This is a genomic window from Bradyrhizobium sp., from assembly GCF_035935975.1.
Classification (GTDB): Bacteria; Pseudomonadota; Alphaproteobacteria; order Rhizobiales; family Xanthobacteraceae; genus Bradyrhizobium.
On sequence record NZ_DASYWN010000044.1, the window covers coordinates 210099 to 234873 of the forward strand.

Genomic DNA, 24775 nt, shown 5'->3' on the forward strand with positions numbered 1-24775 from the left:
TTCACACGACGCCCTTTCCAACCCACCAACAAGGATTCTGACCATGACCAAAGCAGACCTGCAGAGCCCGACGGATCTCGGAGCCAATGCAAACCGGGACATTCCCGCCGCGCTGAGAGCGTTGCTGGCCGACGTCTTCGCGCTGTACCTGAAGACCAAGAACTTCCATTGGCACGTCTCGGGCCGTCACTTCCGCGACTATCATCTTCTGCTCGACGAGCAGGCCGAACAGATCTTTGCGATGACCGACGACATCGCCGAGCGGGCCCGCAAGATCGGTGGGACGACGCTGCGCTCGATCGGCCAGATCGCGCGCGAGCAGCGCATTCTCGACAACGACGCGGATTATGTCGATCCGCTCGACATGCTGGCGGAGCTGCGCAGCGACAATCAGCAGCTGACGCGGGAAATGCGCCGTGTCCACGAGCTTTGCGACGAATACGGCGATGTCGCGACCGCGAGCCTTTTGGAAAACTGGATCGATGAGACGGAGCGGCGGATCTGGTTCCTGTACGAGACCGGACGAAGCGGCCCGAGCGCGTAAGCACGTGCGTGCGACCGGGAGGCAGCCGAGGGACGAGCAGTCCCTCGGAGCTTCCGTCGGATGGCGGCATGAAAGCGGAGCGTCTGCCAGCGCACCGGATCGAAGACGAGGCCGATGCGCATCGTGCAGATGAGACAATATCGCCGCATCCACGAAAGAAGGTTCCGAGCGGATCCCTGTACACTCCCGTCATCCATGATCGGCAGTCGGTCATGCGTACAAGGTGCAAGCCATGACGGTTATGTCCAACTCGAATGCATCCAGCCGGCGACGGCGCGAGCCATGATGACTGGTTCGACATTCACGCGGCACCGGGAAATCGCCTGGCGCGGTGGCCGCACGACCTCGACGTCGCGACTGGTGGCCGAGGAGAGCGCCATCGCGCTCACCTATAACGGATCGACCCATGCCGTGATGATGGGGACGCCGGCCGATCTCGAGGATTTCGGCGTCGGCTTCAGCCTCACCGAAGCGATCATCGACGACGCGAACGAGATCAGCAGCATCGAGCTGATCTCGAACGAACTCGGCATGGAAGTGCGGATGTGGCTCGACGGCGATCGGGCGGCGTCGCTGGCCGCGCGCCGCCGCGCCATCAGCGGCCCGGTCGGCTGCGGACTATGCGGCATCGAAAGTCTCGAACAGGCGCGCCGCACGCCGTCGCGGGTCGAGAGCCCCGGCGTTGCCTTTCATGCGCGGGACCTGCTGAACGCCATGCAGGCGCTCTCTCCCCTCCAGACATTGAATCAGCAGACGCGGTCCGTGCACGCGGCGGCGCTCTGGCGGCCGCGGACCGGCATTGCCCTGGTCAGGGAGGATGTCGGCCGGCACAATGCGCTCGACAAGCTCGCCGGTGCCATCGTCCGCGACGGCAAGTCGGCCCGCGACGCCGCTGTGCTGTTGACGAGCCGTGTTTCGGTGGAGATGGTGCAGAAGGCCGCGATGATCGGCGCGCCGGTCGTCGTCGCCGTGTCCGCGCCGACCGCGCTTGCGATCCAGACCGCGAACGAGGCGGGAATCACGCTTCTCGCCGTCGCCCGCGACGACGGATACGGCGTCTTCACGCATCCGCGCCGCGTCCTGCTGCCTGAAGAGGCCGCGCCGCACGCCGGCTACTGATCCCGCGGATCGGCGAACATGGCGATGCAAGCCGCGTCACCGGAGCGTTTGGCCGAGATACGCGTCGAGGCCTACGTTCCGGAGCGATCGCTGCTGGTCGCCTGTCTGCTGAGCCTGTCGGGCGGCTTTCTCGATGCCTTTACGTGGCTGTCGCTCGGCGTCTTCGCGAGCTCGCAGACCGGCAACGTGGTTTTCCTCGGGGTCTATGCCCAGTCCGGGCAATGGCCGCGTGCGTTTCATCATCTGCTTCCGCTCGCGGCCTTCGTGCTGGGATCGCTGGTGGCGGTCCGCTCCCGGGCGCCGCTGCGTTGTCTCGTCGGAGAGATCGTATGCCTCGCCATGGCGACGCTGCTGCTCCATCGCGTTTCCGATGAGGTCACGATCCCTGTCCTCTCCTTCGGCGTCGCGTTGCAGTCGGCGAGCTTCAGGCAGGTCGGGCGCTGGAAATATCTCTCGGTCACGGTCACCGGCAACATGCTGCGTGCCATCGACCAGCTCTTTGCGGCGTCCGATCCTGAGGCAGCGCGCGGCGTCGGAACCATGCTTGCGCTCTGCCTGACGTTCCTGCTCGGAGCGGCCGTCGGCAGCTGCGTGACGACGTGGTTGGGAACGTGGAGCCTCGCTTTGCCGATCGCATCGTCGATGTACGTCCTCTGGCTGTGCCGACAAGGCCAATCGCGCTGACATCGCGCGTCCGTTGCACGGCCAGGTGCCCACCATGCCATTCGGCAAAAGGACGTTCGTTCGCGGAAGCGTGCGCGCGGTGCGGTTCGTACACTTTCGATCAGGGCCGCAAATGTGCTCGCGACACGAACCGCCACGAGAGGCAAGGATGATCGACTTCCGCAAGGAGACAGACGGCCTGGGTGAAGTGAGCGTTCCCGCGGACAGGCTCAGGGGCGCGCAAACGCAGCGCTCGCTCGAGCATTTCAGCATCGGCAGGGACCTGATGCCGCGCGAAATGATCCAGTCCTACGCGATCCCAAAGAAGGCGGCGGCGAACGCCAATTGCGCCGGCGGTCGTCTCGACGGCAGGATCGACAAGCTGATCGTCCACGTCTGCGATGAGATTCTCGCCGGTCAGCACCGGGACATGTTTCCCCTCCACGTCTGGATGACGGGCAGCGGAACCCAGTTCAACATGAACGTGAACGAGGTGATCTCGAACCGGTGCTGCGAGCTCGCGGGCACAGTGCTCAAGGTCATCGATATCCAGCGTCCGGCGGCACGTACGCTAGCGGCCGCGAAACGAGCCTGAGAAAGGGACGTCCGATGGACCCGACGGCGCTCCTCCTGTCGCGGCTGCAATTCGCCTTCACGATCTCGTTCCACATCATCTTCCCGGCGTTCACGATCGGGCTCGCCGCCTGGCTCACCGTGCTCGAAGCGATGCACCAGTACAGCGGCAAGCCCGTCTACCGGACCCTGTTCGAATTCTGGCTCAAGATCTTCGGCGTTGCCTTCGGGATGGGTGTCGTCTCGGGCGTGGTGATGGCGTTTCAGTTCGGAACGAACTGGAGCGTGCTCTCGAAAATGTCCGGGCCGATCCAGGGCCCGCTTCTGTCCTACGAGACATTCACGGCCTTCATGCTGGAGGCTGGCTTCTTCGGCATCCTGATCTTCGGCCGGCCCCGGGTGCCGCCGTGGTTCTATCTGTTCTCGACCGCGATGGTCGCGCTCGGAACCACGCTGTCGGCGTTCTGGATCATGGTCAACAACAGCTGGATGCAGGTGCCGACCGGCTACGTCCTGCAGAACGGCCAGTTCGTGCCAAATGACTGGGCGCAGATCATCTTCAACCGGGTGGTCTGGGTCCGGTTTCCGCACATGCTGCTCGCCTCCTATCTCACCGGCGCGTTCTGCGTGGCGGCGACCGGTGCGTGGTATCTGCTGCGGCGGACCTATCGCGCCGAGGCCCGCGTGATGCTGCGGATGGGTCTTGCGCTTGCGGCCGTGGTGCTGCCGGTCCAGCTCTTCATCGGCCATCTCGTCGGCGACTACGTCCACGACTACCAGCCGACCAAGTTCGCCGCGATCGAGGCGCGCTGGCATGACGAGCAGCCGGCCTCGGAGGTGCTGATCGCCATTCCTGATTCCACGACTCAATCGAACAAATACGCGATCTCGATTCCGGTGCTCGGGAGCATCATCGGCAGCATGAGCCTGACGTCGAAGGAGGTTGGCCTCACCAGCTTTCCGCCGCAGGACCGGCCGCCGGTGGCGATCCCGTTCTTCGCCTTCCGCATCATGGTCGGCTGCGGCTTCGTCATGCTGGGACTGGCCTGGCTCGGGAGCTGGCTCGGCCTGAAGCATCGGCTCGAGCGCAGCCGCCTGCTGCTGTGGGGCATCTTCCTCAGTTTCCCGCTGCCGTGGATCGCGATCCTCACCGGCTGGTACACCGCGGAGGTCGGCCGTCAGCCGTGGACCATCTACGGCGTGCTCCGCACCGCAGACGCCGTGACGCCGTTCCTGACCGCGTCGGCTGCGACGGTGTCGCTGATCCTGTTCGTCGCCGTCTATGCCTTCATCTTCTCGTTCGGGACCTACTACATCTACCGGCTGTTGCGCGCCGGGCCGGCCGGGCTTGGCAGCAGGCCGCTGCACGTCCCCGTGCCCAACCGGCCGATGTCGCTCGCCGATCAGGTGCCGGCCGCGCACGGCTATCTCGAAGCGGGAGAATAGACATGGTGATGTTCTGGGTTGCGCTGCTGGCCATCAGCATTCTGATCTATCTCCTGCTCGATGGCTTCGATCTCGGCGTCGGCATGCTGTTCGGCCTCGCCGACAGCGAGGCGAAGCGTGACGAGATGCTGCGCACGATCGCGCCGGTCTGGGATGGCAACGAGACCTGGCTGGTCGTCACTGGCGTGATCATGTGGGGCGCGTTTCCATTGGTCTATTCCATGGTGCTGCCCGCGTTCTATATCCCGGTCGTGGTCATGCTGCTGGGATTGATCCTGCGCGGCGTTGCGTTCGAGTTTCGCGGCAAGGCATCGCGCAGCCGCCGGATCTGGGACGTCAGCTTCGTCGTGGGGTCGTTCGCTGCGAGCTTCATGCAGGGCGCGATGGTCGGCGCGCTCGTCGAGGGACTGCCATTCTCGAACGGCGAATATGCCGGAGGAACGTTCGGCTGGCTGACTGGCTTTTCTGTCCTGTGCGGGATCGGCCTCTGCTTCGGCTACGCACTGCTCGGGGCCTGCTGGCTGGTGAGGAAGTGCGACGGTCCGATCCGCGACGCCACGCGGCGTCAGATCCCGTTGCTCGCGGTTGCCGTCCTGGCCTTCCTCGTCATCGTCTTCACGCATGCGCTGGTCGAGCATCTGCCGATCCTGCGCCGGTGGACCGAGCGGCCTTATCTCTTCGTGTTTCCGCTGATCGGCGCCGGCGCGGCCGCGATGCTTGCCACCAGCATCCTGCGCCATGACGATTACTGGCCGTTCCACATGGTCTCGCTGATCTTTGCGGCGGCCTTCGGCACGCTTGCCCTGTCGTTCTGGCCCTACATGATTCCGTTCGTCGTCACGATCGACGAGGCCGCGGCGCCGCATGCAAGCCTCGCCTTCATGTTCTGGGGCGCGGGCCTGTTCGTGTTTCCGCTGATGCTGCTCTATGTCGCGGTCGGCTATCGGGTCTTCCGCGGCAAGACGGCGCCGGCGACGGATCACTACTGACGGCGCAACGTTGCCGAGAGCTGGAACGCGCAAAAAGAAAGGCGCCGGTTTCGGCGCCTTTCGCATTCAGGACTGTTGTTCGAAGCCCCTCAAGTCTTGGCTCTCAAGTTTTGGGCATGACGCCCGGGCTCTTGTCCGGCCATTGGGCGATCAGCTTCTCGTCGATGTTGAAATGCTGGGCGACCAGTTTGGGCGGCGTGTGCGTCAGCCAGTTGGAGAGCGAGACCTCCTCGTAGCGGGGCGCACGGAAGACGCCGACGAACTGCAGCTCGGTGTCGCCGACATTCTCGACATAATGGCCGAGATTGCGCCGGACGTAGCCGATGTCGCCCGCTGAAAAATCCGTCGTCCGCGCGTTGGGGCCGGTGTCGAACACCGTCATCCGCGCCTTGCCCTTGATGTAGTATTGCCACTCGTCGGCGTTCGGATGCCAGTGCATCTCGCGGACCGCGCCCGGCGGCATCGTCACCAGCGCAGCGGCGACGGTGGTGGCGACCTTGAAGTTGCTGCTGTCGGCAACGCGGATGCTGCCGGCGGAGCTCTCCTTGGCCGGGGTCGAGCTGCCGAGCGAATGGATGAAGGGATAGGGCGGCGCCTCGGCGTTCCTCGCAACGGCGGCGCGGTCGGCGGCGAGGTCGCCGGGCACCGTGCCCTGGAAGATCCAGAGATTGTGCAGCGGGATCTTCGCGAACGTGTCGGCCGGCACGCCGAAGTTCTTCGCCAGCACTTCTGGCGGCGTATGGGCGAGCCAGTCCGTCACCAGCAGCGTGTTGAACTCATTGGCATGACCGTCGTCGAAGCAGATCACGAATTCGCAGCCGTCGGGACCCAGGCCCTGCAGCGAATGCGGCGCGCCCGGCGGAAAATACCAGAGGTCGCCGGCCTTGAGATCGCCGACATAGGGGCGGCCCTGCGCGTCGAGCACGGTGATGCGGCAACTGCCGTAGGTCATGATCGCCCATTCGGCCGCCTGGTGCCAATGCAGCTCGCGGATGCCGCCGGCGGCGAGGCGCATGTTGACGCCGGAGATTTCCTTGGAGATGGCGAAGTCCTCGACCGTCACCTGACGCGCCCAGCCGCCGTCCTGGATGCGCCGCGGCGCATTGTTGAACGAGGCCCAATCCATCGGCAGGCCGCCGACGTCGGTGGCGGGCGGCGTTTGCGCGGAAGGAAACTGCTTGGCGAGCGCAGGGTTTTGCGGACCGGGATCGGTCAGGCTTCCGGGGCTTTTGGCATTGATGGCGCCTTGCGGCGGCTCGTCCGGATTGCCGAAGGTCGCGGCCTGTGCGCCGGAGCCGACAATGGCGGCGCCCGCCGCGGACATGGCCAGCAAATCTCGTCTTGAAAACATCTTGGGTCGCTCCTGAAAATTGTCGAAAGCCCTCCACAGCGACGGGGCTCCAGCCGCCAAATCTAGGTCTCGCTTGCCGTTTCAGCTTCCGGGAACGGCGCTCTTTTTGCCGGATTGCACTGGCTGTTCGCCCGGTTAGCCGCGTCCGAACGTGTGCGATTGCGAAATTCGGCTTCTTTTCGAAAAGACGGCGTCCCCCGCGCGATCCTTAACTGGTCGGAGAATTGCCATAACGAGAGCATCGAGATGACCACGAAATCGGTTCGGCCCTATCGTGAACCCGCCGGCGGCTGGGGCGCACTCAAGGCGCTCAGCGAGGCGCTTCTGGTGCAGGGCGTGCCGCTGAAGGGTGCGGCCACGTTGCGGCGGATGAACCAGCCGGAGGGTTTTGATTGCCCCGGCTGCGCCTGGCCCGATCCGAAGCACACCTCGTCGTTCGAATTCTGCGAGAACGGCGGCAAAGCGATCGCCTGGGAGGCAACGTCGAAGCGCTGCACCCCCGAATTCCTCGCCGCGCATACCGTCACCGAGCTTGCGAGCTGGAGCGACTACGATCTCGAAATGGTCGGGCGGCTCACGCATCCGGTGGCCTACGACGTCGCATCCGACCGTTATCTGCCGGTTGAGTGGAGCGACGCGTTCGACATGATCGGACGTGAGCTCAGGGCCTTGCCCGATCCGGACATGGCCGAGTTCTACACGTCGGGGCGGACCTCGAACGAGGCCGCGTTCCTCTATCAGCTGTTCGTGCGCGAATACGGCACCAACAATTTCCCCGACTGCTCGAACATGTGCCACGAGGCGACCAGCGTCGGCCTGCCGCACTCGCTCGGCGTCGGCAAGGGTACCGTGCTGCTGGAGGATTTCGACCAGGCCGATTGCATCTTCATCTTCGGCCAGAATCCCGGCACCAACAGTCCGCGCATGATGACGAGCCTGCGCAATGCGGCCCGCCGCGGCGCTTCGATCATCTCCTTCAATCCGTTCCGCGAGCGCGCGCTGGAGCGTTTCCAGGCGCCGCAGAGCCCGGTCGAGATGATCACGCTGTCGTCGACGACGATCAGCTCGAAGCTGTTCCAGGTGCGCGTCGGCGGTGACGTCGCCGTGCTCAAGGGAATCATGAAGATCCTGGTGGAGGCCGACGAAGCCGCCCGCGCGGCCGAGCAGCCGGAGATCCTGGACTGGGATTTCATTCGCGGCCACACCCTAGGCGTCGAAGCGCTGATCGAGGATCTCAAGCGCACGCAATGGCCCGACATCGAACGCCAGTCCGGCCTGACGCGCGAGGACATGGAATATGCCGCCGGCGCCTATATGAAGGCTGAGCGCGCCATCCTCGTCTACGGCATGGGCATCACCCAGCACTGGCGTGGCGCCAACAACGTGCAGCAGATCGCCAATCTCGCGCTGCTGCGCGGCAATATCGGGCGCGAGGGCGCCGGCGTCTGCCCGGTTCGCGGCCATTCCAACGTGCAGGGCGACCGCACGGTGGGGATCACGGAAGTCCCCAAGGCAGATTTCCTCGAACGCCTCGAGCAGCGCTTCGGCTTCAAGCCTCCGGCCGAGCCGGGGCACAACGTGGTCACCGCGCTGGAGGCCATGATCCGCGGCGAGGTGAAGGCGTTCTTCGCGATGGGCGGCAATTTCGCCGCGGCCATTCCCGACTGGCAGGCGACACAAGCGGCGCTCGGCAAGCTCGACCTGACCGTCCATGTCTCGACCAAGCTCAACCGCAGCCACCTGATCCACGGCCGTGCCGCCCTGATCCTGCCGTGCCTCGGACGCACCGAGATCGACGTGCAGGCGTCGGGGCCTCAGTCGGTCACGGTGGAGGATTCGATGTCGATGGTGCATGCCTCCGGCGGCCGCAACAAGCCAGCATCGGAGCATCTGCTCAGCGAGGTCGCGATCATCGCCGGCGTCGCCAAGGCGACGCTGGGCGAGCGCACCGTGGTCGATTGGGACAGCTTCGTTGCCGACTACGACAAGATCCGCGATGCGATCGAGGCGGTGTTCCCGATCTTCCAGGGCTACAATGCCCGCATCCGCGTCCCCGGCGGCTTCCATCTCACCTCGACGGCACGCGAACGCATCTGGGCGACACCGTCGGGCAAGGCGAACTTTCTGGTGTTTCCGGGCTGCGGCGAGGACCCGCCGCAGAGCGATGCGGATTTCCTGTGGCTCACCACCATCCGCAGCCACGACCAGTACAACACCACACTCTACTCGATGTCCGACCGCTACCGCGGCGTGTTCGGCCAGCGCGACGTGGTGTTCCTCAACGAATACGAGCTCAAAAAGCGCGGACTTGTGGACGGAGATCGGGTCGACCTGATCACAGTCTCGACAGATGGCGCCGAGCGGATCGTGCGCAATTTTCGCGTGGCCGCCTATTCCTTCCCGACCGGCTGTTGTGCGGCGTACTATCCGGAGACCAATCCGCTGGTCCCGCTCTATGCCCGTGATCCACTCAGCTTCACGCCGTCATACAAGGGCGTACCGATCCGCCTGGTGCGTTCGGCCACGGCCGCGGAATAGCACAGCGCGGCGGTTACGTATCGGCGTGGAGGTCGCAGCGCAGCGCATCCGCCGGGACAATGATCGGCAGCGTGAACCAGAAGCGGGCGCCGCCGTCGGCACCATGGCCTTCGGCGCCGATCCGGCCGCCATGCGCTTCGACGATCGACCGGCAGATCGGCAGTCCCATGCCCATCCCGCTGTCCTTGGTCGTGAAGAAGCTGTCAAACAGCCGCTCGAGATGTTCCGCGGCGATGCCGGGTCCGTTGTCCTCCACGGTGCAGCACAAGGTCGTGGCGTCCAGTGTGACCGTGCTGATGACGATCCTGCGGTCGTCATGTCGCGCCTGCGTCATCGCCTGCACCGCGTTGATGGCGAGATTGACGATCACCTGCTGGAGCTGGGTGCGGTCACCGAACACCTGCGGCGCGGTGGGATCCGGCTGATGCAGGATCGTCACGCTGCGGGATTCCATCTCGTGCCGCAGGAAGAGCAGCGCTTCGCAAATGATCTCGTCGAAGGCCAGGGAGGCCTGCTCGGGAGCTCTCCGGGATGCCATTCCGTGAACGCGTGCCACGATGTTCGCGGCGCGCTTGGTATCCACGACGATGTTTTCGATGGTCTTGCGGATCTCGACGATATCGGGCGTCGGTCGGTTCAGCCACCGAAGCCCGGCGGCGCCGTTGGTGGCGATGGCGGCAAGCGGCTGGTTGACCTCGTGGGCGATCGAGGCGGTCAGTTCGCCGAGCATCGAGACGCGCGCGGCATGGGCGAACTCGGCCTGCACCTGCTGCAGCTTCTGCTGGGCGCGAACGCGCTGCGAGATATCGATGGTGCCGACCAGGCTGACCTCGAGATCGTTGATGGGACCGACCCGGGCCGTCGTGAAGAGAACGTCGACGAGGCGGCCGTCCCAGGTCACCATCCTGGTCTCTTCCTCGAAGTTTGTCTCGCCGCGATAGCGCGACTCCATCGCCCGCCGGAACGTATCCGGACGTTCCTTCCATGTCTCGGCCATGGAACGTCCGACATGGCCGTCGACGCCGCCTCCGAACATCTGGATGGCCCGCTCGTTGGCCTCCTGAAACGAGAGCGCGTCCATGCAGGTGCGCAAGAATTCAGGATGGCTGTCGAAATAGGGACCGAGGTCCTTGACGCCGTCGGCGCGCAGCCTTCGGAACAGCGCGACGAGCTTGCTGGCGTCGAGCTGCCGGAACGCGATCGGCATGCGGCTGAACAGATGGCGGTAGCGCAGCTCGCTTCGCTCCAGCTCGGTATGGGCCTTCTTCAGGGCCGTGATATCCATAATCGCGCCGACGAGCGTCAGCGAAGCGGCCAGAAAAGCGGCGAAAGCGATCGCCGTGAAATTGTCGCCAAGCAGTGAACAGGCGAAGGACAGCAGGGTCAAAACAAGGCTACCCCAAGCCCACAGCAGAATCCGATCCTGTATTGTCTGGATCGGGAGCACGCGGCGCCACCATCGCTGGGGCTGTACGGAGTTAGAGCCATCCAGGCGGTCGAGCGTCATGCCGAAGGTCTAACGCGCCGCCGAGGAGCGGTCTTTTGCGTTTTCGCGGGCGCTTTGTCAAAACGCACGAAACCGCGACTGGGCCGTTGCCCGCGAACTCAGGCCATCTCGGTCACGGGTTTCGTCACGCCGAACCGCCGCTCGAACTCGACGACATCGACGACGCCGCGCCGGTGGGTGCCGTCGCCGATCTTGCGGTCGCCGTCCCAGGCCTCGACCTCGAACAGGATGCTCTTGCCTTCGATCGCGACGACCCGGGCGGTCGCCCGCACCGTGCGACCGACCGGGGTTGCCGCCAGATGGCGGACATTGACCATCGTCCCGACGCTGACATGGCCTGCGGACAGGAACGGCTGAACCGCCGATCCCGCGGCCATCTCCATGTGCAGGATCATCGTCGGCGTGCCGTAGACCTCAGGCATTCCCGGCACCACATGGCCGACCGTCATCTCCGGTGTGACGGTCAACAGCTTCTCTGCCGTCATGCCGGCGGTCACCTTCTCAAGCGGATTCATGGCTCAGCTCCGTCTCTGCCTTGGTCGTGGATTGGGTGGGTGTTGCGGCCTCCCGTGGTTTGCGCCCGGTGAGCCAGTTGCCGAGCCGGTCGAGATAGAGATAGACGACGGGCGTCGTGTAGAGCGTCAGGACCTGCGACAGCATCAGGCCGCCGACGATGGTGTAGCCGAGCGGCTGGCGCAGCTCCGCGCCGGTGCCGCTGCCGATCATCAGCGGCACGCCGCCGAGCAGTGCGGCCATCGTGGTCATCAGGATCGGGCGGAAGCGCAGCGTGCAGGCCTGGTAGATCGCCTCTTCCGGGCTGAGCCCGTGCTGGCGCTCCACCTCGAGGGCGAAATCGACCAGCATGATGCCGTTCTTCTTGACGATGCCGATCAGCAGGATGATGCCGATGATGGCGATGACGCTGAGATCCATGTGGACCGCCAGCAGCAGCAGCAAGGCGCCGATGCCGGCCGAGGGCAGCGTCGACAGGATCGTGATCGGATGGATCAGGCTCTCATAGAGCACGCCGAGGATGATGTAGATCACGATCAGCGCCGCCCCGATCAGGAGCGGCGTGCCCGACAGGGAGGACTGGAACGCCTGCGCGTTGCCTTGGAACGAGGCCGTCAGCGAGGCGGGCTTGCCGGTGCTCTTCTCGATGTTCTGGATCGCCGCCACCGCATCGCCCAAAGCGACGCCAGGTTTCAGGTTGAACGAGATCGTCACCGAGGGAAACAGGCTCTGGTGGTTGATCAGGATCGGCGCGGGCTTGATCACGCTGTGGACCAGCGTGCTGAGGGGCACCTGCTGGCCGGTGGACGAGTTCAGGTAGATGTCCTTGAGCGCTTCGGGGCCGTACTGGAAGCGCGGGTCGACCTCCATCACGACATGGTACTGGTTCAGCGAGGTGAACATGGTCGAGACGATGCGTTGGCCGAATGCGTCGTCGAGGGCATTGTCGATCGTCGTCGGCAGGATGCCGAAGCTCGAGGCGACCTCGCGATCGACGGTGACCTCCAGCCGCGGGCCGGCATTGGCCTGGTCGCTCGCAACGTCGGTGATGAGGTCGAGCGCGCGGAGCTTCTCCAGGAAGATCGCCGACCAGCTGGTGAGCTCGTTGGAATCGGCGTCCGTCAGCGTGTACTGGTATTGCGTCTTCGACAGGCGGGCGCCGATGGTGATGTCCTGCGCGGCCTGCATGTAGAGCCTGATGCCCTGAATATGGGCGAGCTGGGGTCCCAGCCGCGCGATGATCTGATCGGCGCTGGCCTTGCGCTCGGGCTTAGGCTTCAGGACGATGAAGATGCGCCCCTGGTTCAGTGTCGCGGTCGGCCCGCCCGGGCCGATATAGCTCGCCACCGACTGCACCGCCGGGTCCTTCGAGAGGATGCCGACGATCGCCTGCTGGCGCTCGGACATGGCGGGGAAGGAGATGTCCTGGGCGGCTTCGGTGATACCGACAATCTGCCCGGTGTCCTGCTGCGGGAAAAACCCTTTCGGAATGATCACGTAGAGATAGCCGGTCAGCGCGACGGTCGAGAGCATCACGAGCAGCGTCACGAAGCGATGGCGCAGCACGACACGCAGGCCGCGCGCGTAGACCGCCAGCAGGGCATCGAAGCCGCGCTCGAAGGCGAGATAGAGCCGGCCGTGCTTCTTGCGCGAATCGTCCTTCAGCAGCCGCGCACACATCATCGGCGTCAGCGTGAGCGAGATGACCAGCGACAGCAGCAGCGAGGCGGTGATCGTGACTGCGAATTCCTGGAACAGCTTGCCGACATAGCCGCCCATCAGGAACAGCGGGATGAACACCGCGATCAGCGACAGGGTGATGGAGACGATCGTGAAGCCGATTTCGCTGGATCCCTTGAGCGCGGCCTCCATCGGCGTCATGCCCTGCTCGAGATGACGCACGATGTTCTCGATGACGACGACGGCATCGTCGACCACGAAACCCACCGCGATCGACAGCGCCATCAGCGAGAGATTATCCAGGCTGTAGCCGAGCACGTAGAGGACCGCGAAGGTGCCGACCAGCGACAGCGGAACGGTGATGGCCGGAATGATGGTGGCCCAGAAATTCCGCAGGAACAGGAATATCACCATCACCACCAGGGCGACCGTCAGCATCAGCGTGAATTGAACGTCGGAGACCGCGGCGCGAATGGTCGCGGTCCGGTCCGCGGCGATCGTCACCTTGATCGCGGGCGGAACGGAGGCCTGCAGTTGCGGCAGCAGCTTCTTGATGCGGTCGACGGTCTCGATCACGTTGGCGCCGGGCACGCGTTGGACCGCCAGGATGATGGCGGGATCCTTGCCGTACCAGCCGGCCAGCAGGTCGTTCTCGGGCCCCTCGATCGCCGTGCCGATGTCGCGTATCCGCACCGGCGAGCCGTTGCGGTAGGCGATGATGAGGTCTTCATAGGCGGAGGGCTTGAGCAACTGATCGTTGGTGTTCAGCGTATAGGTGACGCGCGGGCTGTTGAGCGTGCCCTTGGGCAGATCGACATTGGCGCCGGCGATCACGTTGCGGACGTCTTCGAGCCCGATGCCGCGCGCGGCAAGCGCCTGCGGATTGACGCGAACGCGGATCGCGGGCTTCTGCTGGCCGCCGATGCCGACGAGGCCCACGCCGGACACCTGCGAAATCTTCGGCAGCAGGATGTTTTCGGCGTAGGCGTCCACCGTCGTCAGCGGCAGCGAATCCGACGTCAGCGCGATCAGCATGATCGGCGTCTCCGCCGGGTTCACCTTCCTGATCGTCGGGGGATAGGGGATGTTCGGCGGCAGGAACGGGCTTGCGGCGTTGATCGCGGCCAGCACGTCCACCGCGGCGCTGTCCACCGTGCGCGACAGCTCGAATTGAACCGTGAGCTGGGCCACGCCGAGCGCGCTGGACGAGGTGAGCTGCGTGACGCCGGGAATCTGGCTGAGCTGCTGCTCGAGCGGCGTTGCGAGCGACGAGGCGATGGTGCCCGGATCGGCGCCGGGCAGTTGGGCCGAGATCTGGATGGTCGGGTAGTTGACGTTCGGCAGCGCGCCGACCGGCAGCAGCGGATAGGCCGCGAGGCCGCACAGCAGCAGGCCCGCCATCAGCAGGGCGGTTGCGATCGGCCGCAGGATGAAGGGCGCGGAGAGATTCATGGGATCGCGTCCTGCACGGCGCTCTGCAGGTCGGCTTCACGCGCGGCCTTGCCGTGCAGCTCGTGAACGCGGCTGCCTTCGGTCAGCCGATACTGACCGTCGATCACGACGACGTCGCCCGATTTCAGTCCCTGGTCGATCAGCGCTTGGCCATCGCTGATCTGTACGACGTGAACGGGCCGCAAGGCGACCGTCTGGTCCTTGGCGACGACATAGACATAGCTGCCGTTCGGTCCCTGTTGCACCGCCGAGCCGGCGACGGTGAGTGCACCCTTCTGGACCTCGAGCAGCAGCCGCGCGTTGACCAGCTGACCCGGCCACAGCCGATGCTGAAGGTTCGGGAACACGGCCTTGAGCTGGACGGTGCCGGTCGTTCCCGCGATCTCGTTGTTGACCAGCAGCAGCGTGCCCTCGTCGAGCTTCATCTTGTTGTCCTGGCTGTAGGCGATGACCTTCAGCGTGCCTTTTTCGGCGTGCTGCTGGATCACGGGCAGGTCGGTCTGCGGCAGGGTGAACAGCATCGAGATCGGCTCGATCTGGGTGACGACGACGAGACCGTTGGGATCGGTCGGATGAATGACGTTGCCGACATCGATCTGGCGAACGCCGGTGATGCCGGGAATAGCCGACGTCAGGCGCGTGTAGCTGAGCTGGACGTTGGCCTCGTCGATCTGCGCCTGGTCCGCCTTCACGGCGGCCTTGAGCTGCGCCACCTGGGCCGTCTGCGTCTCGATCAGCTGCGGCGTCGCATAGCCCTTGTCGCCGAGCTGGTCGTAGCGGGAGAGATTGGCTTCGGCATTGGTGAGCTGGGCCTGGTCCCGGTCGCGATTGGCGGTCAATTGCTCGATCTGCGCTTCATAGGGCCTTGGATCGATCTGCGCGAGCAGGTCGCCGGCCTTGACGGTCTGTCCTTCGGTGAAGGCGATCTTGACGATCTGTCCCTGGATCTGGCTGCGCACGACGTCGGTGTTGTAGGCGATCACCGTGCCGATGCCGCGCAGATAGATCGGAACGTCCTTGCCCGTGACGCTGGCGGCAACGACAGGCACGGCGGCGGGCACCGGTGCGGCGGAGACAGCCGGCGTCCGGTCGGAGCCGAAGAACCAGAAGCCTGCGCCGGCCAGGATCGCGGCGAGACCAACGAGCGCAATGGTGAGGTTCCGTTTCACAGGTATCGTCCTTCTTGATCTCAGGGATTGCCGGAGCCGTCGATCGTGGTCGTGCTGCCCATCGACGTGGGGCCGGGCACCGGCACGGTCGGACTGATGCCGGCGCCGCCGATCTCGGTGGCGCCGAGCGGAATGCCGACGCGCCCGACCGTGGATGTCGAGGGCAGGGGTGAGGCGGCTACGCTGCTGCCGCTGCAATTGGCCGATGTGGTGCCGGCTAATCCGCCGCCGTCGAACAACGCGCCGTTCGATGTGGCATTGCCGGATCCGGTGCATCCCATCGCGGCTTGCGCTGGATTGATCGGCGAGATGCCCGGCGTTGTGATCTCGGTCGATCCGAGCGGAATGTCGACGGGCCGTGTGGATTGCGGGTTGAGCGGCGACGTCGCCAGCATGCCGGTGGACGGCTGCATTCCCGGTACCGTCGTTGGCGTCGTCTGCGCGATGGCCGTAGCCGAGACGAGCCACAGAATGCCGGTCGCAACCACCACGACCGGGTGCATCATACCGTACCGGGGCGATCCGGGTCGCCGTGCGCTGGCGTTCGCTGTTGAATGAAGTTCTCGCATGGAAGAAGCCTCCGGCTGATGGCATGGACAATAGAAAGTTGCGCTCACGCAGGTATTTTCAGAACGCACGTCCTGCTCTCCGGCAGCACGACGGCGAGGAGCATCGGGCGCGTCTCGCGCCTTGCGGCCGGCCGCCCCCGGAGCTGATTTCGCTATCTCAGGATCGATCGCGCGTGTGCGATCTCCCGGTTACACGCGGCGATATCGCCGCTGCGATTGGCGGTGCGGGCGCGATCGAGCGAATCGAGCGCATCGGTGAAATCGACGCCGTTGCTGCCCTCTGCTTCCGCAAGCGAGCGGGGCGTCGGTTGATGGCTGCGCAGCGCGTTGAGGCTCTCCCGCTTCCAGCCGTGGGAGCCTGCGTCCTTCTCGATGGCCAGATCGAGCTGGGCCTGCGTTTGCGCGATGTCATCCCTGCAGCTTCCGGCATGGGCCGGTAGCGTCGCGGACAGCAGGACGAAAAGAGCGACACGGCACTTCGCGGTGGAAATCATCGTCCGATCCTATGCTTGGATTTCGAGTGACGTCGGGAACGTTGTCGTGAATGGCAGAGCGCATATCGATCGTCTTTCGCGTATGAACGCCGACCAGTTCACGCTTGCGAGAGATGTCTGACATGAATGTCAGTGTGCATGACGTGCGCTCTCTGTTTGAATGCATCTCTCAACTACGTCGCGTCCGGACGCAGCGTGCGTAGCGATTATCGCAGGTCACGTGTCCCGGCGTGCGAAGTGGCAAGGACAGTTGTTTGCCGAAATACGCGAGCAAGCCGAAAAACTACTGTCGCGTCATTCCAACCCGGAGTGATCCCGACATGAAACCCCTGAATGCTGGCCTCGCCTTTGCCGCCGCTCTCTCGTTGCTCTCGACCGTCGCCCCGGCGCGTGCCGAACCCCTGAAGAACATCGTCCTGGTGCACGGCGCCTGGGTGGATGCATCCGGCTGGAAGCCGGTCTACGAGATCCTCACCAAGGAAGGTTTCCGCGTCACCATGGTGCAGGAGCCCGAGACGTCGTTCGCCGACGACGTCACGGCGGCGAAGCGCATTCTCGATCTCCAGGAAGGCCCGACGCTTCTCGTCGGCCACAGCTATGGCGGATCGATCATCACCGAGGCCGGTGTTCATCCGAACGTCGTCGGTCTCGTCTACGTCGCCGCGCACGCCCCCGATGTCGGCGAGGATGAATCGGCGCTCGGCAAGAAGACGCCGAGCGTGCTCGGCAAGACCGAAGGCGTCATCAAGGTGACGCCCGACAAGTTCACCTATCTCGATCCCGTGCAATTCCCAAAACTGTTCGCGCCAGACCTGTCGCGTGAGCGTGCCGAATTCGTTGCGCGCTCGCAGGTCCTGGCTGCGACGCAGGTGTTCAGCACGCCGCTGACGGCGGCCGCGTGGAAGACCAAGCCGAGCTGGGGCATCGTCGCCGGCAGCGACCAGATCATCAATCCGGATCTCGAGCGCTGGTATTACGAGCGCGCCAAGAGCCAGACCACGGTGATCCCGGGCGCCAGCCACTCGGTCTACGAATCGCATCCGAAGGAAGTCGCGGCCATCATCACCCGCGCCGCACGCAGCATCGATCAGCCGGCCACCCGCTGACGAGACGTTTTGCCGGTCCTGACGCACGGCCGGCGGAAGGAAGGACGGCGGGAGCGACAGCACTCCCGCCGCCTGACTGTGAGATCAGGAGGATTTCATGAGCGCGATCGAGACGAGCAGCACCGTTCTGAACTGGAGCGTGACGACGGTGAAGCGAGCCGGCCTGAGCCGAGACTTGCCCTCCGGCAATCCGGACCTGATGTGGGTCGCCAACTCTTCGACGCTGATCTACGGCGAGCGGGACGCGATCCTGGTCGACACGTTCCTCACCGCCGGGCAATCGAAGACGTTGCTGGACTGGGTCGTCTCGCGCGGGCGAAATCTGACCACGATCTATGTCACGCACGGCCACGGGGATCATTTCTTCGGTCTGGAGCCGCTGCTCGACCGCTTTCCGCAGGCGAAAGCCGTTGCCGTTCCTGAAGTCGTCGAGGAGATGAAGGCGCAGGTCTCGCCGGCATCGCTGGACGGTTTCTGGCGCAAGCGCTTTCCGGGCGAGATCGCCGAACGCCTGCGTGTGGCCGAGACGCTGGAGGGCAAGCTCACGCTCGAGGGACACAGGCTCGACGTTATCGACATGGGACGAACCGATACCGCGCGCTCGACCGCGCTTCACGTTCCATCGCTCGACCTGATCGTCGCCGGCGATACCGTTTACAACGGCATTCATCCCTATCTCGCCGAAACCGATACGCTGAGCCGGCTGGAATGGATCGCGGCCCTCGATCGGCTGGATGCGCTGAAACCGCGCTTCGTCGTGGCCGGTCACAAGAAGCCCGAGAACGACGACGACCCGCGCAACATCGCGGACACGCGGCAATATCTGTTCGATTTCAACCGCCTCGACGCAGCGACGACATCGGCGCGCGAACTCTACGAGGCGATGCTGGAGCTCTATCCCGATCGCGCCAATCCGGGATCGCTCTGGAGCGGAGCCAACGCCGCAAAGGGTCGAAGGTCATGACGAACTGGCAGAACAACCGCGCCGCGCGTGATGCCCGCATCGTGGCCGGAGCCGGTCTTGCCCGCGGCAGGGTGGTCGAAGCGCAGGACGCCACGGCCCTGCTGGAAGCCGTGATCCGGCCGGGCGACCGGGTCTGTCTCGAAGGCGACAACCAGAAGCAGGCCGATCTCCTGAGCCGCGCGCTGCTGGCGGTCGATCTGGCCAAAGTCAACGATCTGCACATGGTGCAGTCGGGTGTGGTTCTGCCCGAACATCTCGACCTGTTCGACCGTGGCGTCGCGAAGCGGCTCGACTATGCCTATTCCGGGCCGCAATCGGCACGCATCGCGCGCATGCTGTTCGGCGGCAAGATCGAGCTGGGCGCGGTCCATACCTATCTCGAGCTGTTCGCCCGCTACTTCATCGATCTCACCCCGCATGTCGCGCTGATTGCCGCGGTCAGCGCCGATCGCGAAGGGAATCTCTATACAGGCCCGAACACCGAGGACGCTCCGACCGTGGTCGAGGCGACGGCGTTCAAGGACGGTGTCGTGATCGCCCAGGTCAACGAGATCGTCGAGACCGTGCCGCGGGTCGACATCCCCGCCGACCGCGTCCATTTCATCGTCAAATCCGACAAGCCGTTCTTCGTCGAGCCGCTGTTCACGCGCGATCCCGCCGCGATCACGGAAGGCCAGATCCTGACGGCGATGCTCGCGATCAAGGGTGTTTATGCGCCCTATGGCGTGCAGCGGCTCAATCACGGCATCGGCTTCAGCACCGCCGCGATCGAGCTTCTGCTGCCAACATTCGGCGAGCGACTTGGGCTGAAGGGCAGGATCGCGACGCACTTCGCGCTGAACCCGCATCCCGCGCTGATTCCCGCGATCGAGTCCGGCTGGGTCCGGCAGATCCACTCGTTCGGCTCGGAGGTCGGTATGGATGACTACATCCGCGCCAGATCCGACGTCTACTTCACCGGTCCCGACGGTTCGCTGCGCTCCAACCGCGCCTTCTGTCAGACGGCCGGGCTCTATGCCTGCGACATGTTCATCGGCTCCACGCTGCAGATCGACCTGCAGGGGAATTCGTCGACCGTCACCGCCTCGCGCATTGCCGGCTTCGGCGGCGCGCCGAACATGGGGGCGGATGCCCGCGGCCGGCGTCATCCGAGCGAGCCCTGGCTGAAGGCCGGGGCGGAAGCTGATCCTGACGGCGCGGCACTGATGCGCCGCGGCCGCAAGCTGGTCGTGCAGATCGGCGAGACCTTCGGCGACAAGAACGTTCCGCTGTTCGTCGAGAAGCTCGATGCGATTGAGCTCGCGGAAAAGCTGAAGCTCGATCTCGCGCCGGTCATGATCTATGGCGACGACGTCACGCATATCGTCACCGAGGAGGGCGTGGCCAATCTCCTGCGGTGCCGCACCGCACAGGAGCGCGAGCAGGCGATCCGCGGCGTCGCCGGCTACACCGATGTCGGCCGTCGGCGCGACCACGGCATGGTCGCGCGGCTGCGCGAGCGCGGCGTGATCCGCCGGCCGGAAGACCTCGGCATCAACCCGCTGGATGCGGATCGTAGCCTCTTGGCGGCGCGCTCGATCAAGGACCTCGTGCGCTGGTCGGGCGGCCTGTACGCACCTCCGTCGAAATTCAGGAACTGGTGAGGACGCGCCATGGAAGATCTCGGCTTTCGACATCAGGTTCGCGCCCGCGCTGGCGGGGCCAGGCGCAGCGCGATCGTCGGCGTGGTCGCCTCGGGCAATCTGGAAGTGCTGGTGGAGCGTGTGCTGCCGGATGCGGAATGCGCGGTCGACATCAAGACCGCGGCCGTCGGTTTCGGCGAGGTCTGGAGTGCCGTGATCGGCGATTTCGTCGAACGCTATTCACCCGGCGGGCTGAAGTTCTCGATCAATGACGGAGGTGCGCGTCCGGATACGGTCTCGCTGCGGCTGGCGCAGGCGGTGCGATTGATCGCGGAGGAGGGCCAATGACCGCGCCGCTCAAGGACATCACCCCGGCCGAACGGGCCCGCAGCACGAGCTTCTACGAGGCGTCGGCCCGCATGCGGCTGGAGCTGCTGCTCGATGCCGGCAGCCTCATTGAGTTCATCGGGCCGGAGCAGCGCGAGGTCAGTCCGCACTTGAAGATATTCGACCTTCCCGAGCAGTTCGATGACGGCATCGTCGTCGGTCACGGCCGTCTCGACGGCTCGCCCGTGTTCGTTGCCGCGCAGGAGGGCCGCTTCATGGGCGGGGCCTTCGGCGAGGTGCACGGCGCCAAGCTGACGGGGCTGCTCCGCGCCGCGCGCGAGGTCGGCACCATCCCCGTCCTGATCCTGTTCGATACCGGCGGCGTCCGGTTGCAGGAGGCCAATGCCGGCGAGCTCGCCATCGCCGAGATCATGCGCGCCGTGATGGAGGCGCGCGCCGCCGGCGTGAAGGTCATCGGCCTGATCGGCGGCAGGTCCGGATGCTATGGCGGCGGCGGCCTGATCGCCGGCTGCTGCTCCGCGCTCGCCGTCTCGGAGCAGGGGCGCATCGCGGTGTCCGGCCCCGAAGTCATCGAGACCAACCGCGGCGTCGAGGAGTTCGACTCGCGCGACCGCGCACTGGTCTGGCGCACCATGGGCGGCAAGCATCGCCGCCTGCTCGGCGCCGCCGATGTCTTCGCCGACGACAATGTGCAGGATTTTCGCGAAGCCGCGCTCGCGCTGCTCGGCCTGGTCGGACCTTTTGGTCTGGACAGGCTGAAGGCCGAACAGGAGCGGCTTGCCGACCGGCTGCGCCGCTTCGGCGCGTGCGCAGATGCCGTCGACATCTGGACCGCCGAAGGCATCGCCGACGCTCAAACCGTTCCAGAGCTGCCGGCCGATCAGTTCATTGCCCTTGCCAACCGGATCGGGAGGACCAGCCGTGACGCTCGATGACATCATCGCCTCGCTCTTTCCCGACGGTCATGAGGTGAGAAAGGACAAGGGCGTCATTCTCGGTTCCGCGACGCTGCGATCCGGCGAGCGCATCCTCGTCCTTGGCGTCGCCGATCGCACCGCGCTCGGCGTCGACGAGGCGATCAGGCTGTCCGGCCATTTGCTGGGGTCGATCGGCCGGGACTCCGGGCCGATCCTTGTGCTCGTCGACAGCGACAGCCAGCGCATGAGCAAGCGCGACGAGCTGCTCGGGCTGAACGAGTTTCTCGCGCATCTGGCGAAAGTGTTGATCCACGCGGACATCAATGGCCGCCCGACCATCGGCCTCCTGTACGGCCATTCGGCGGCCGGCGCCCTGCTGGCGACGGGCCTCGCCACGCGCGTGCTGGTCGGACTGCCCGGGGCCGATCCCGCGGTGATGGACCTGCCGTCGATGGCGAAGGTCACCAAGCTGTCGATGCAGGCGCTCGAGGAGAAGGCGAAATCGACGCCGGTGTTCGCGCCGGGCCTGTCCAATCTCGCGCAGATGGGCGCGGTTCACATGACATGGAGCAATGCCGTCTCGCTGGCCGACCAGTTGGAGGCGTTGCTTGCCGACATGCCGGCCGTGCAGGACCGGCGGGATGCGCTCGGCAAGGAGCGTGGCGGCCGGTTGAAGGCCAACGAGATCGCGGAGCGCGTTCGTGACCTGGCCCTGCAAGCACGCTGAGCGTCCACCAGGTCGCCACGACCTCGTCTTCGTCAGCCCGGCAGGCTGGCGTGCGATGCTGGATGCGCGCGGCGATCTCGCAACCGAGTCCCTTCTGGCGCGCTGGCCCAAAATGCGATGGCCGACGATCCGGCGGCGCACTATGCCAGGCGAGGCAAACGGTCTCGCTTTGGGCCTGCCCTTGCCGCCCTCGGCCGGCAAGAAACGGATCTCCTTCCTGGTTGATATCGACCACGTCGCCTCTGTTGCGAGGCCGCCGTCGCTGCGGCAAGCGCGGGCCTACGCACCGCGCAACTGGTGGCCGACGCTCGACCGGCTCGATGCGCTGGCGCTGCGCCACTCGGTGGACGCGCGCGTGTTCGGCAGCCTGGCCTGGCAATCGCTGACCGGGCTCGACTACGTGACAACAAGCTCCGACCTCGATGTCCTGTTCGAGTTTCAAAGCGAGACCGACATCGATCGTTTCGTCGCCGATGTCGCCGCGATCGAGGCCGATGCGCCGATGCGGCTCGATGGCGAGCTGATGGACAGCGACGGGGCTGCGGTGAACTGGCGCGAATTTCACGGCGGCGCGAGCGAGCTTCTGGTCAAGCGCATCGAGAGCGTGGTTCTGCTCGGCAGGTATCAATTCATGGCGGGAGCGATGGGATCATGATCGCCGCGGCCGCAAGAGGCCTGGAACGGTCGCCACTGCGCCAGGCGCAGGTGACGCCCGATGTCTCTGCCATCGGCGCTGTTGCCGCCAACTGTCTCGTCAGGGAGCTCGAAACCTGGCCGAAGCCGGGATTGGTGAGCCATGTCGACAATGGCAGTCACCACGACATGGATGCAGGCACGTTTCGCCGCAGTGCTGCGGCCATCATGCCCCATCTGCAACGCCTGGCCGATGCGGGCGCGCTTGGCTGCGGCATGGGACGGCTGCGGATCATTGGCCTTGAGGCGGAACGCGCGATGTTTGCCGCGACCGCGGGCATCAACACGCATCGTGGCGCGATCTTCGGGCTTGGCCTGCTGTGTGCGGCGGCCGGCGCGAGAGCCGGCGGCCTGGTCGATCCGCGGCTGTCGCTCGGCGATGTCGTCGCGCGCCTGTGGGGCGACAGCATCCTCGATGGTCCGGTGCTGCTGCACAGCCATGGCAGCGCGGCCCGACGCCGTTTTCGCGCTGGTGGTGCGCGCATCGAAGCCGCGACGGGATTTCCTAGCGTCTACGGAATCGGCTTGCCGGCCTTGCACCGAGCGAGGGCTGTCGTGCCGGAAGATATGGAATCCGCCCGGGTCGAGGCGTGCTTTTCCCTGATCGCCTCCGTTGAAGACACCAACCTCCTGCATCGCGGTGGGCTCGACGGCCTCCGCTTTGCCCATGACACCGCACGTGGCTTCATCGCCTCAGGCGGGGTCGGCGCGCCTGGCTGGCGCGCGCGGGCGCAATCGATCCACGAAGGTTTCGTCGCCCGTCGTCTCAGCCCGGGCGGATCAGCCGACCTGCTGGCCATGACGCTGTTCGTCGACGCGCATGAGAGACTGAACTCATGACGTCCAACGTCATCCTGATGGCATTGGTGCCGGTCTTCTTCGTCCTGCTGCTCGGGTTCGTTGCAGGCAAGGCTCGCGCCGTCGACAACCGTCACGTCGAAGGTCTCAACGCGCTCGTGATGAATTTCGCCCTGCCGGCCTCGCTGTTCGCCGCGACCGCATCGGCCCCGCGCGACCGGATCACCGACCAGAATCCGGTCTTCCTGGTGTTCGGCCTGACGATGTTGATCGTCTATCTCGCCTGGTACTGGTTCGAGCGGACCTTCTTTGTGGTGACGAGGTCCGATGCAGCGGTGCAGGCGCTGACGGTCGGCTTCCCGAATCTGGCCGGCGTCGGGCTGCCGATCCTGTCGACCGTGCTGGGGCCGGCAGGCGTCGTCCCGGTTGCGGTTGCGCTCGCTACCGGCTCGATCCTCGTCAGCCCGCTGACCCTCGTCATCGTGGAGATGAGCATCCGCAAGACCAGCGGCGCCGACGCGTCGGCGCATCCGGTCTTGACGGCCGTCCGGCGTGCGCTGGTCAAGCCGGTCGTGTGGGCGCCCGCGCTCGGCGTCGTGCTCGCGTTATCAGGTCTCGATCTCGGCGCACTCGTCCATGCCTGTCTCACCCTGATCGGGAACGCGGCTGCAGGCGTTGCGCTGTTCCTGACCGGTCTCGTTCTGTCGGCCCAGACGCTGCGTATCGATTGGCGGGTCGTCGCCGCAACGGGCGCTGCGGATATCCTGCGGCCGCTGCTGGCCGTCGCGATCTCTTACGGCTTTCATCTCGCGCCGGATGCCGCGAAGACGGCGATTCTGCTCGCGTCATTGCCCTCGGGCTTCTTCGGCATCCTGTTTGCGGTCAACTACCGGCTGGATTCCGCAACGATCGGCTCCATGGTCATCGCCAGCACCGGATTCAGCGTCGTGACGCTGGCGATAGCGATCGCCACACTCTTTCCCCACTAGGACG

Annotated in this window: 22 protein-coding genes and 1 pseudogene; 16 read left to right on the forward strand and 7 right to left on the reverse strand. The window is 65.3% G+C overall.

Going from position 1 to position 24775, the window contains the following annotated elements:
- The first annotated feature begins 43 nt into the window (after positions 1–43).
- The 6 genes and pseudogenes from VGR99_RS27215 (at position 44) to cydB (ending at position 5334) form a co-directional block, all read left to right on the forward strand.
- Complete coding sequence (locus VGR99_RS27215) at positions 44–544, forward strand: DNA starvation/stationary phase protection protein (protein ID WP_326902912.1); 501 nt, start codon at positions 44–46, stop codon at positions 542–544.
- A gap of 282 nt (positions 545–826) precedes the next feature.
- The gene (fdhD, locus tag VGR99_RS27220) at positions 827–1663 is read left to right on the forward strand and encodes a formate dehydrogenase accessory sulfurtransferase FdhD (protein WP_326902913.1); all 837 of its coding nucleotides are present in this window, start codon (positions 827–829) and stop codon (positions 1661–1663) included.
- A gap of 18 nt (positions 1664–1681) precedes the next feature.
- Positions 1682–2347 (forward strand): YoaK family protein, encoded by a 666-nt coding sequence (locus tag VGR99_RS27225; RefSeq protein ID WP_326902915.1) that lies wholly within the window; start codon positions 1682–1684, stop codon positions 2345–2347.
- A gap of 148 nt (positions 2348–2495) precedes the next feature.
- Positions 2496–2861 (forward strand): annotated as a pseudogene (locus VGR99_RS27230) (lyase family protein); the annotation flags it as partial.
- A 74-nt stretch (positions 2862–2935) separates the two neighbouring features.
- On the forward strand, positions 2936–4345 hold the full coding sequence (locus VGR99_RS27235) for a cytochrome ubiquinol oxidase subunit I (RefSeq protein ID WP_326902917.1): 1410 nt from the start codon (positions 2936–2938) through the stop codon (positions 4343–4345).
- A 2-nt stretch (positions 4346–4347) separates the two neighbouring features.
- On the forward strand, positions 4348–5334 hold the full coding sequence (cydB, locus tag VGR99_RS27240; protein WP_326902920.1) for a cytochrome d ubiquinol oxidase subunit II: 987 nt from the start codon (positions 4348–4350) through the stop codon (positions 5332–5334).
- Between the two features lie 103 nt (positions 5335–5437).
- On the opposite strand, the gene VGR99_RS27245 is transcribed toward cydB, so the two are convergent.
- Positions 5438–6685 (reverse strand): oxalate decarboxylase family bicupin, encoded by a 1248-nt coding sequence (locus VGR99_RS27245; RefSeq protein WP_326902922.1) that lies wholly within the window; start codon positions 6683–6685, stop codon positions 5438–5440.
- Between the two features lie 246 nt (positions 6686–6931).
- Here VGR99_RS27245 and VGR99_RS27250 point away from each other — a divergent pair, with 246 nt between their 5' ends.
- A complete protein-coding gene (locus VGR99_RS27250) occupies positions 6932–9223 on the forward strand; it encodes an FdhF/YdeP family oxidoreductase (RefSeq protein ID WP_326902924.1) in 2292 nt (763 codons plus the stop codon).
- Between the two features lie 13 nt (positions 9224–9236).
- Here VGR99_RS27250 and VGR99_RS27255 read toward each other — a convergent pair whose 3' ends face one another.
- The 6 genes from VGR99_RS27255 to VGR99_RS27280 form a co-directional block, all read right to left on the reverse strand.
- Positions 9237–10610 carry a sensor histidine kinase gene (locus VGR99_RS27255; RefSeq protein ID WP_326902925.1) on the reverse strand — a complete coding sequence of 458 codons (1374 nt, stop codon included), beginning with the start codon at positions 10608–10610 and terminating at the stop codon, positions 9237–9239.
- A 218-nt stretch (positions 10611–10828) separates the two neighbouring features.
- A complete protein-coding gene (locus VGR99_RS27260) occupies positions 10829–11245 on the reverse strand; it encodes a thioesterase family protein (protein WP_326902926.1) in 417 nt (138 codons plus the stop codon).
- Positions 11232–14375, reverse strand: coding sequence for an efflux RND transporter permease subunit (locus VGR99_RS27265; protein ID WP_326902927.1), 3144 nt, complete (start codon positions 14373–14375; stop codon positions 11232–11234). Before VGR99_RS27265 ends, VGR99_RS27260 begins: the two co-directional genes overlap by 14 nt.
- Positions 14372–15544, reverse strand: a complete 1173-nt coding sequence (locus VGR99_RS27270) for an efflux RND transporter periplasmic adaptor subunit (RefSeq protein WP_326902928.1) — start codon at positions 15542–15544, stop codon at positions 14372–14374. Before VGR99_RS27270 ends, VGR99_RS27265 begins: the two co-directional genes overlap by 4 nt.
- Positions 15545–15564: 20 nt before the next feature.
- The gene (locus VGR99_RS27275; protein WP_326902929.1) at positions 15565–16050 is read right to left on the reverse strand and encodes a hypothetical protein; all 486 of its coding nucleotides are present in this window, start codon (positions 16048–16050) and stop codon (positions 15565–15567) included.
- Between the two features lie 215 nt (positions 16051–16265).
- On the reverse strand, positions 16266–16607 hold the full coding sequence (locus tag VGR99_RS27280) for a hypothetical protein (RefSeq protein WP_326902930.1): 342 nt from the start codon (positions 16605–16607) through the stop codon (positions 16266–16268).
- A 320-nt stretch (positions 16608–16927) separates the two neighbouring features.
- Between VGR99_RS27280 and VGR99_RS27285 the strand changes: the two genes are divergently transcribed.
- The 9 genes from VGR99_RS27285 (at position 16928) to VGR99_RS27325 (ending at position 24771) form a co-directional block, all read left to right on the forward strand.
- Positions 16928–17713, forward strand: coding sequence for an alpha/beta hydrolase (locus tag VGR99_RS27285; RefSeq protein WP_326902931.1), 786 nt, complete (start codon positions 16928–16930; stop codon positions 17711–17713).
- A 97-nt stretch (positions 17714–17810) separates the two neighbouring features.
- Positions 17811–18677 carry an MBL fold metallo-hydrolase gene (locus VGR99_RS27290; protein ID WP_326902932.1) on the forward strand — a complete coding sequence of 289 codons (867 nt, stop codon included), beginning with the start codon at positions 17811–17813 and terminating at the stop codon, positions 18675–18677.
- Positions 18674–20320 carry a malonate decarboxylase subunit alpha gene (gene mdcA / locus VGR99_RS27295; protein ID WP_326902933.1) on the forward strand — a complete coding sequence of 549 codons (1647 nt, stop codon included), beginning with the start codon at positions 18674–18676 and terminating at the stop codon, positions 20318–20320. Before VGR99_RS27290 ends, mdcA begins: the two co-directional genes overlap by 4 nt.
- A gap of 9 nt (positions 20321–20329) precedes the next feature.
- Positions 20330–20647 (forward strand): malonate decarboxylase acyl carrier protein, encoded by a 318-nt coding sequence (gene mdcC, locus VGR99_RS27300; protein ID WP_326902934.1) that lies wholly within the window; start codon positions 20330–20332, stop codon positions 20645–20647.
- Complete coding sequence (locus tag VGR99_RS27305; RefSeq protein ID WP_326902936.1) at positions 20644–21582, forward strand: biotin-independent malonate decarboxylase subunit beta; 939 nt, start codon at positions 20644–20646, stop codon at positions 21580–21582. Before mdcC ends, VGR99_RS27305 begins: the two co-directional genes overlap by 4 nt.
- Positions 21569–22291 carry a biotin-independent malonate decarboxylase subunit gamma gene (gene mdcE, locus VGR99_RS27310; RefSeq protein ID WP_326902937.1) on the forward strand — a complete coding sequence of 241 codons (723 nt, stop codon included), beginning with the start codon at positions 21569–21571 and terminating at the stop codon, positions 22289–22291. The genes VGR99_RS27305 and mdcE overlap by 14 nt, the downstream gene beginning before the upstream one ends.
- Positions 22266–22946, forward strand: a complete 681-nt coding sequence (mdcG, locus tag VGR99_RS27315; RefSeq protein ID WP_326902939.1) for a malonate decarboxylase holo-[acyl-carrier-protein] synthase — start codon at positions 22266–22268, stop codon at positions 22944–22946. The genes mdcE and mdcG overlap by 26 nt, the downstream gene beginning before the upstream one ends.
- Complete coding sequence (gene mdcB / locus VGR99_RS27320; protein ID WP_326902940.1) at positions 22943–23824, forward strand: triphosphoribosyl-dephospho-CoA synthase MdcB; 882 nt, start codon at positions 22943–22945, stop codon at positions 23822–23824. Before mdcG ends, mdcB begins: the two co-directional genes overlap by 4 nt.
- Positions 23821–24771: an AEC family transporter gene (locus tag VGR99_RS27325; protein WP_326902941.1), complete on the forward strand. Its 951-nt coding sequence runs from the start codon at positions 23821–23823 to the stop codon at positions 24769–24771. The genes mdcB and VGR99_RS27325 overlap by 4 nt, the downstream gene beginning before the upstream one ends.
- Positions 24772–24775 lie beyond the last annotated feature (4 nt).

Excerpts from the sequence above, each read along its gene's own strand:
- VGR99_RS27225 (WP_326902915.1), top strand. The coding sequence starts at position 1,682 with ATGGCGATGCAAGCCGCGTCACCGGAGCGTTTGGCCGAGATACGCGTC.
- VGR99_RS27250 (WP_326902924.1), top strand. The coding sequence starts at position 6,932 with ATGACCACGAAATCGGTTCGGCCCTATCGTGAACCCGCCGGCGGCTGG.
- fdhD (WP_326902913.1), top strand. The coding sequence starts at position 827 with ATGATGACTGGTTCGACATTCACGCGGCACCGGGAAATCGCCTGGCGC.
- mdcB (WP_326902940.1), top strand. The coding sequence starts at position 22,943 with ATGATCGCCGCGGCCGCAAGAGGCCTGGAACGGTCGCCACTGCGCCAG.
- mdcC (WP_326902934.1), top strand. The coding sequence starts at position 20,330 with ATGGAAGATCTCGGCTTTCGACATCAGGTTCGCGCCCGCGCTGGCGGG.
- VGR99_RS27265 (WP_326902927.1), bottom strand. The coding sequence starts at position 14,375 with ATGAATCTCTCCGCGCCCTTCATCCTGCGGCCGATCGCAACCGCCCTG.
- VGR99_RS27260 (WP_326902926.1), bottom strand. The coding sequence starts at position 11,245 with ATGAATCCGCTTGAGAAGGTGACCGCCGGCATGACGGCAGAGAAGCTG.
- VGR99_RS27280 (WP_326902930.1), bottom strand. The coding sequence starts at position 16,607 with ATGATTTCCACCGCGAAGTGCCGTGTCGCTCTTTTCGTCCTGCTGTCC.
- VGR99_RS27290 (WP_326902932.1), top strand. The coding sequence starts at position 17,811 with ATGAGCGCGATCGAGACGAGCAGCACCGTTCTGAACTGGAGCGTGACG.
- VGR99_RS27275 (WP_326902929.1), bottom strand. The coding sequence starts at position 16,050 with ATGATGCACCCGGTCGTGGTGGTTGCGACCGGCATTCTGTGGCTCGTC.
- cydB (WP_326902920.1), top strand. The coding sequence starts at position 4,348 with ATGGTGATGTTCTGGGTTGCGCTGCTGGCCATCAGCATTCTGATCTAT.
- VGR99_RS27305 (WP_326902936.1), top strand. The coding sequence starts at position 20,644 with ATGACCGCGCCGCTCAAGGACATCACCCCGGCCGAACGGGCCCGCAGC.
- VGR99_RS27245 (WP_326902922.1), bottom strand. The coding sequence starts at position 6,685 with ATGTTTTCAAGACGAGATTTGCTGGCCATGTCCGCGGCGGGCGCCGCC.
- mdcA (WP_326902933.1), top strand. The coding sequence starts at position 18,674 with ATGACGAACTGGCAGAACAACCGCGCCGCGCGTGATGCCCGCATCGTG.
- VGR99_RS27235 (WP_326902917.1), top strand. The coding sequence starts at position 2,936 with ATGGACCCGACGGCGCTCCTCCTGTCGCGGCTGCAATTCGCCTTCACG.
- VGR99_RS27215 (WP_326902912.1), top strand. The coding sequence starts at position 44 with ATGACCAAAGCAGACCTGCAGAGCCCGACGGATCTCGGAGCCAATGCA.
- VGR99_RS27285 (WP_326902931.1), top strand. The coding sequence starts at position 16,928 with ATGAAACCCCTGAATGCTGGCCTCGCCTTTGCCGCCGCTCTCTCGTTG.
- VGR99_RS27325 (WP_326902941.1), top strand. The coding sequence starts at position 23,821 with ATGACGTCCAACGTCATCCTGATGGCATTGGTGCCGGTCTTCTTCGTC.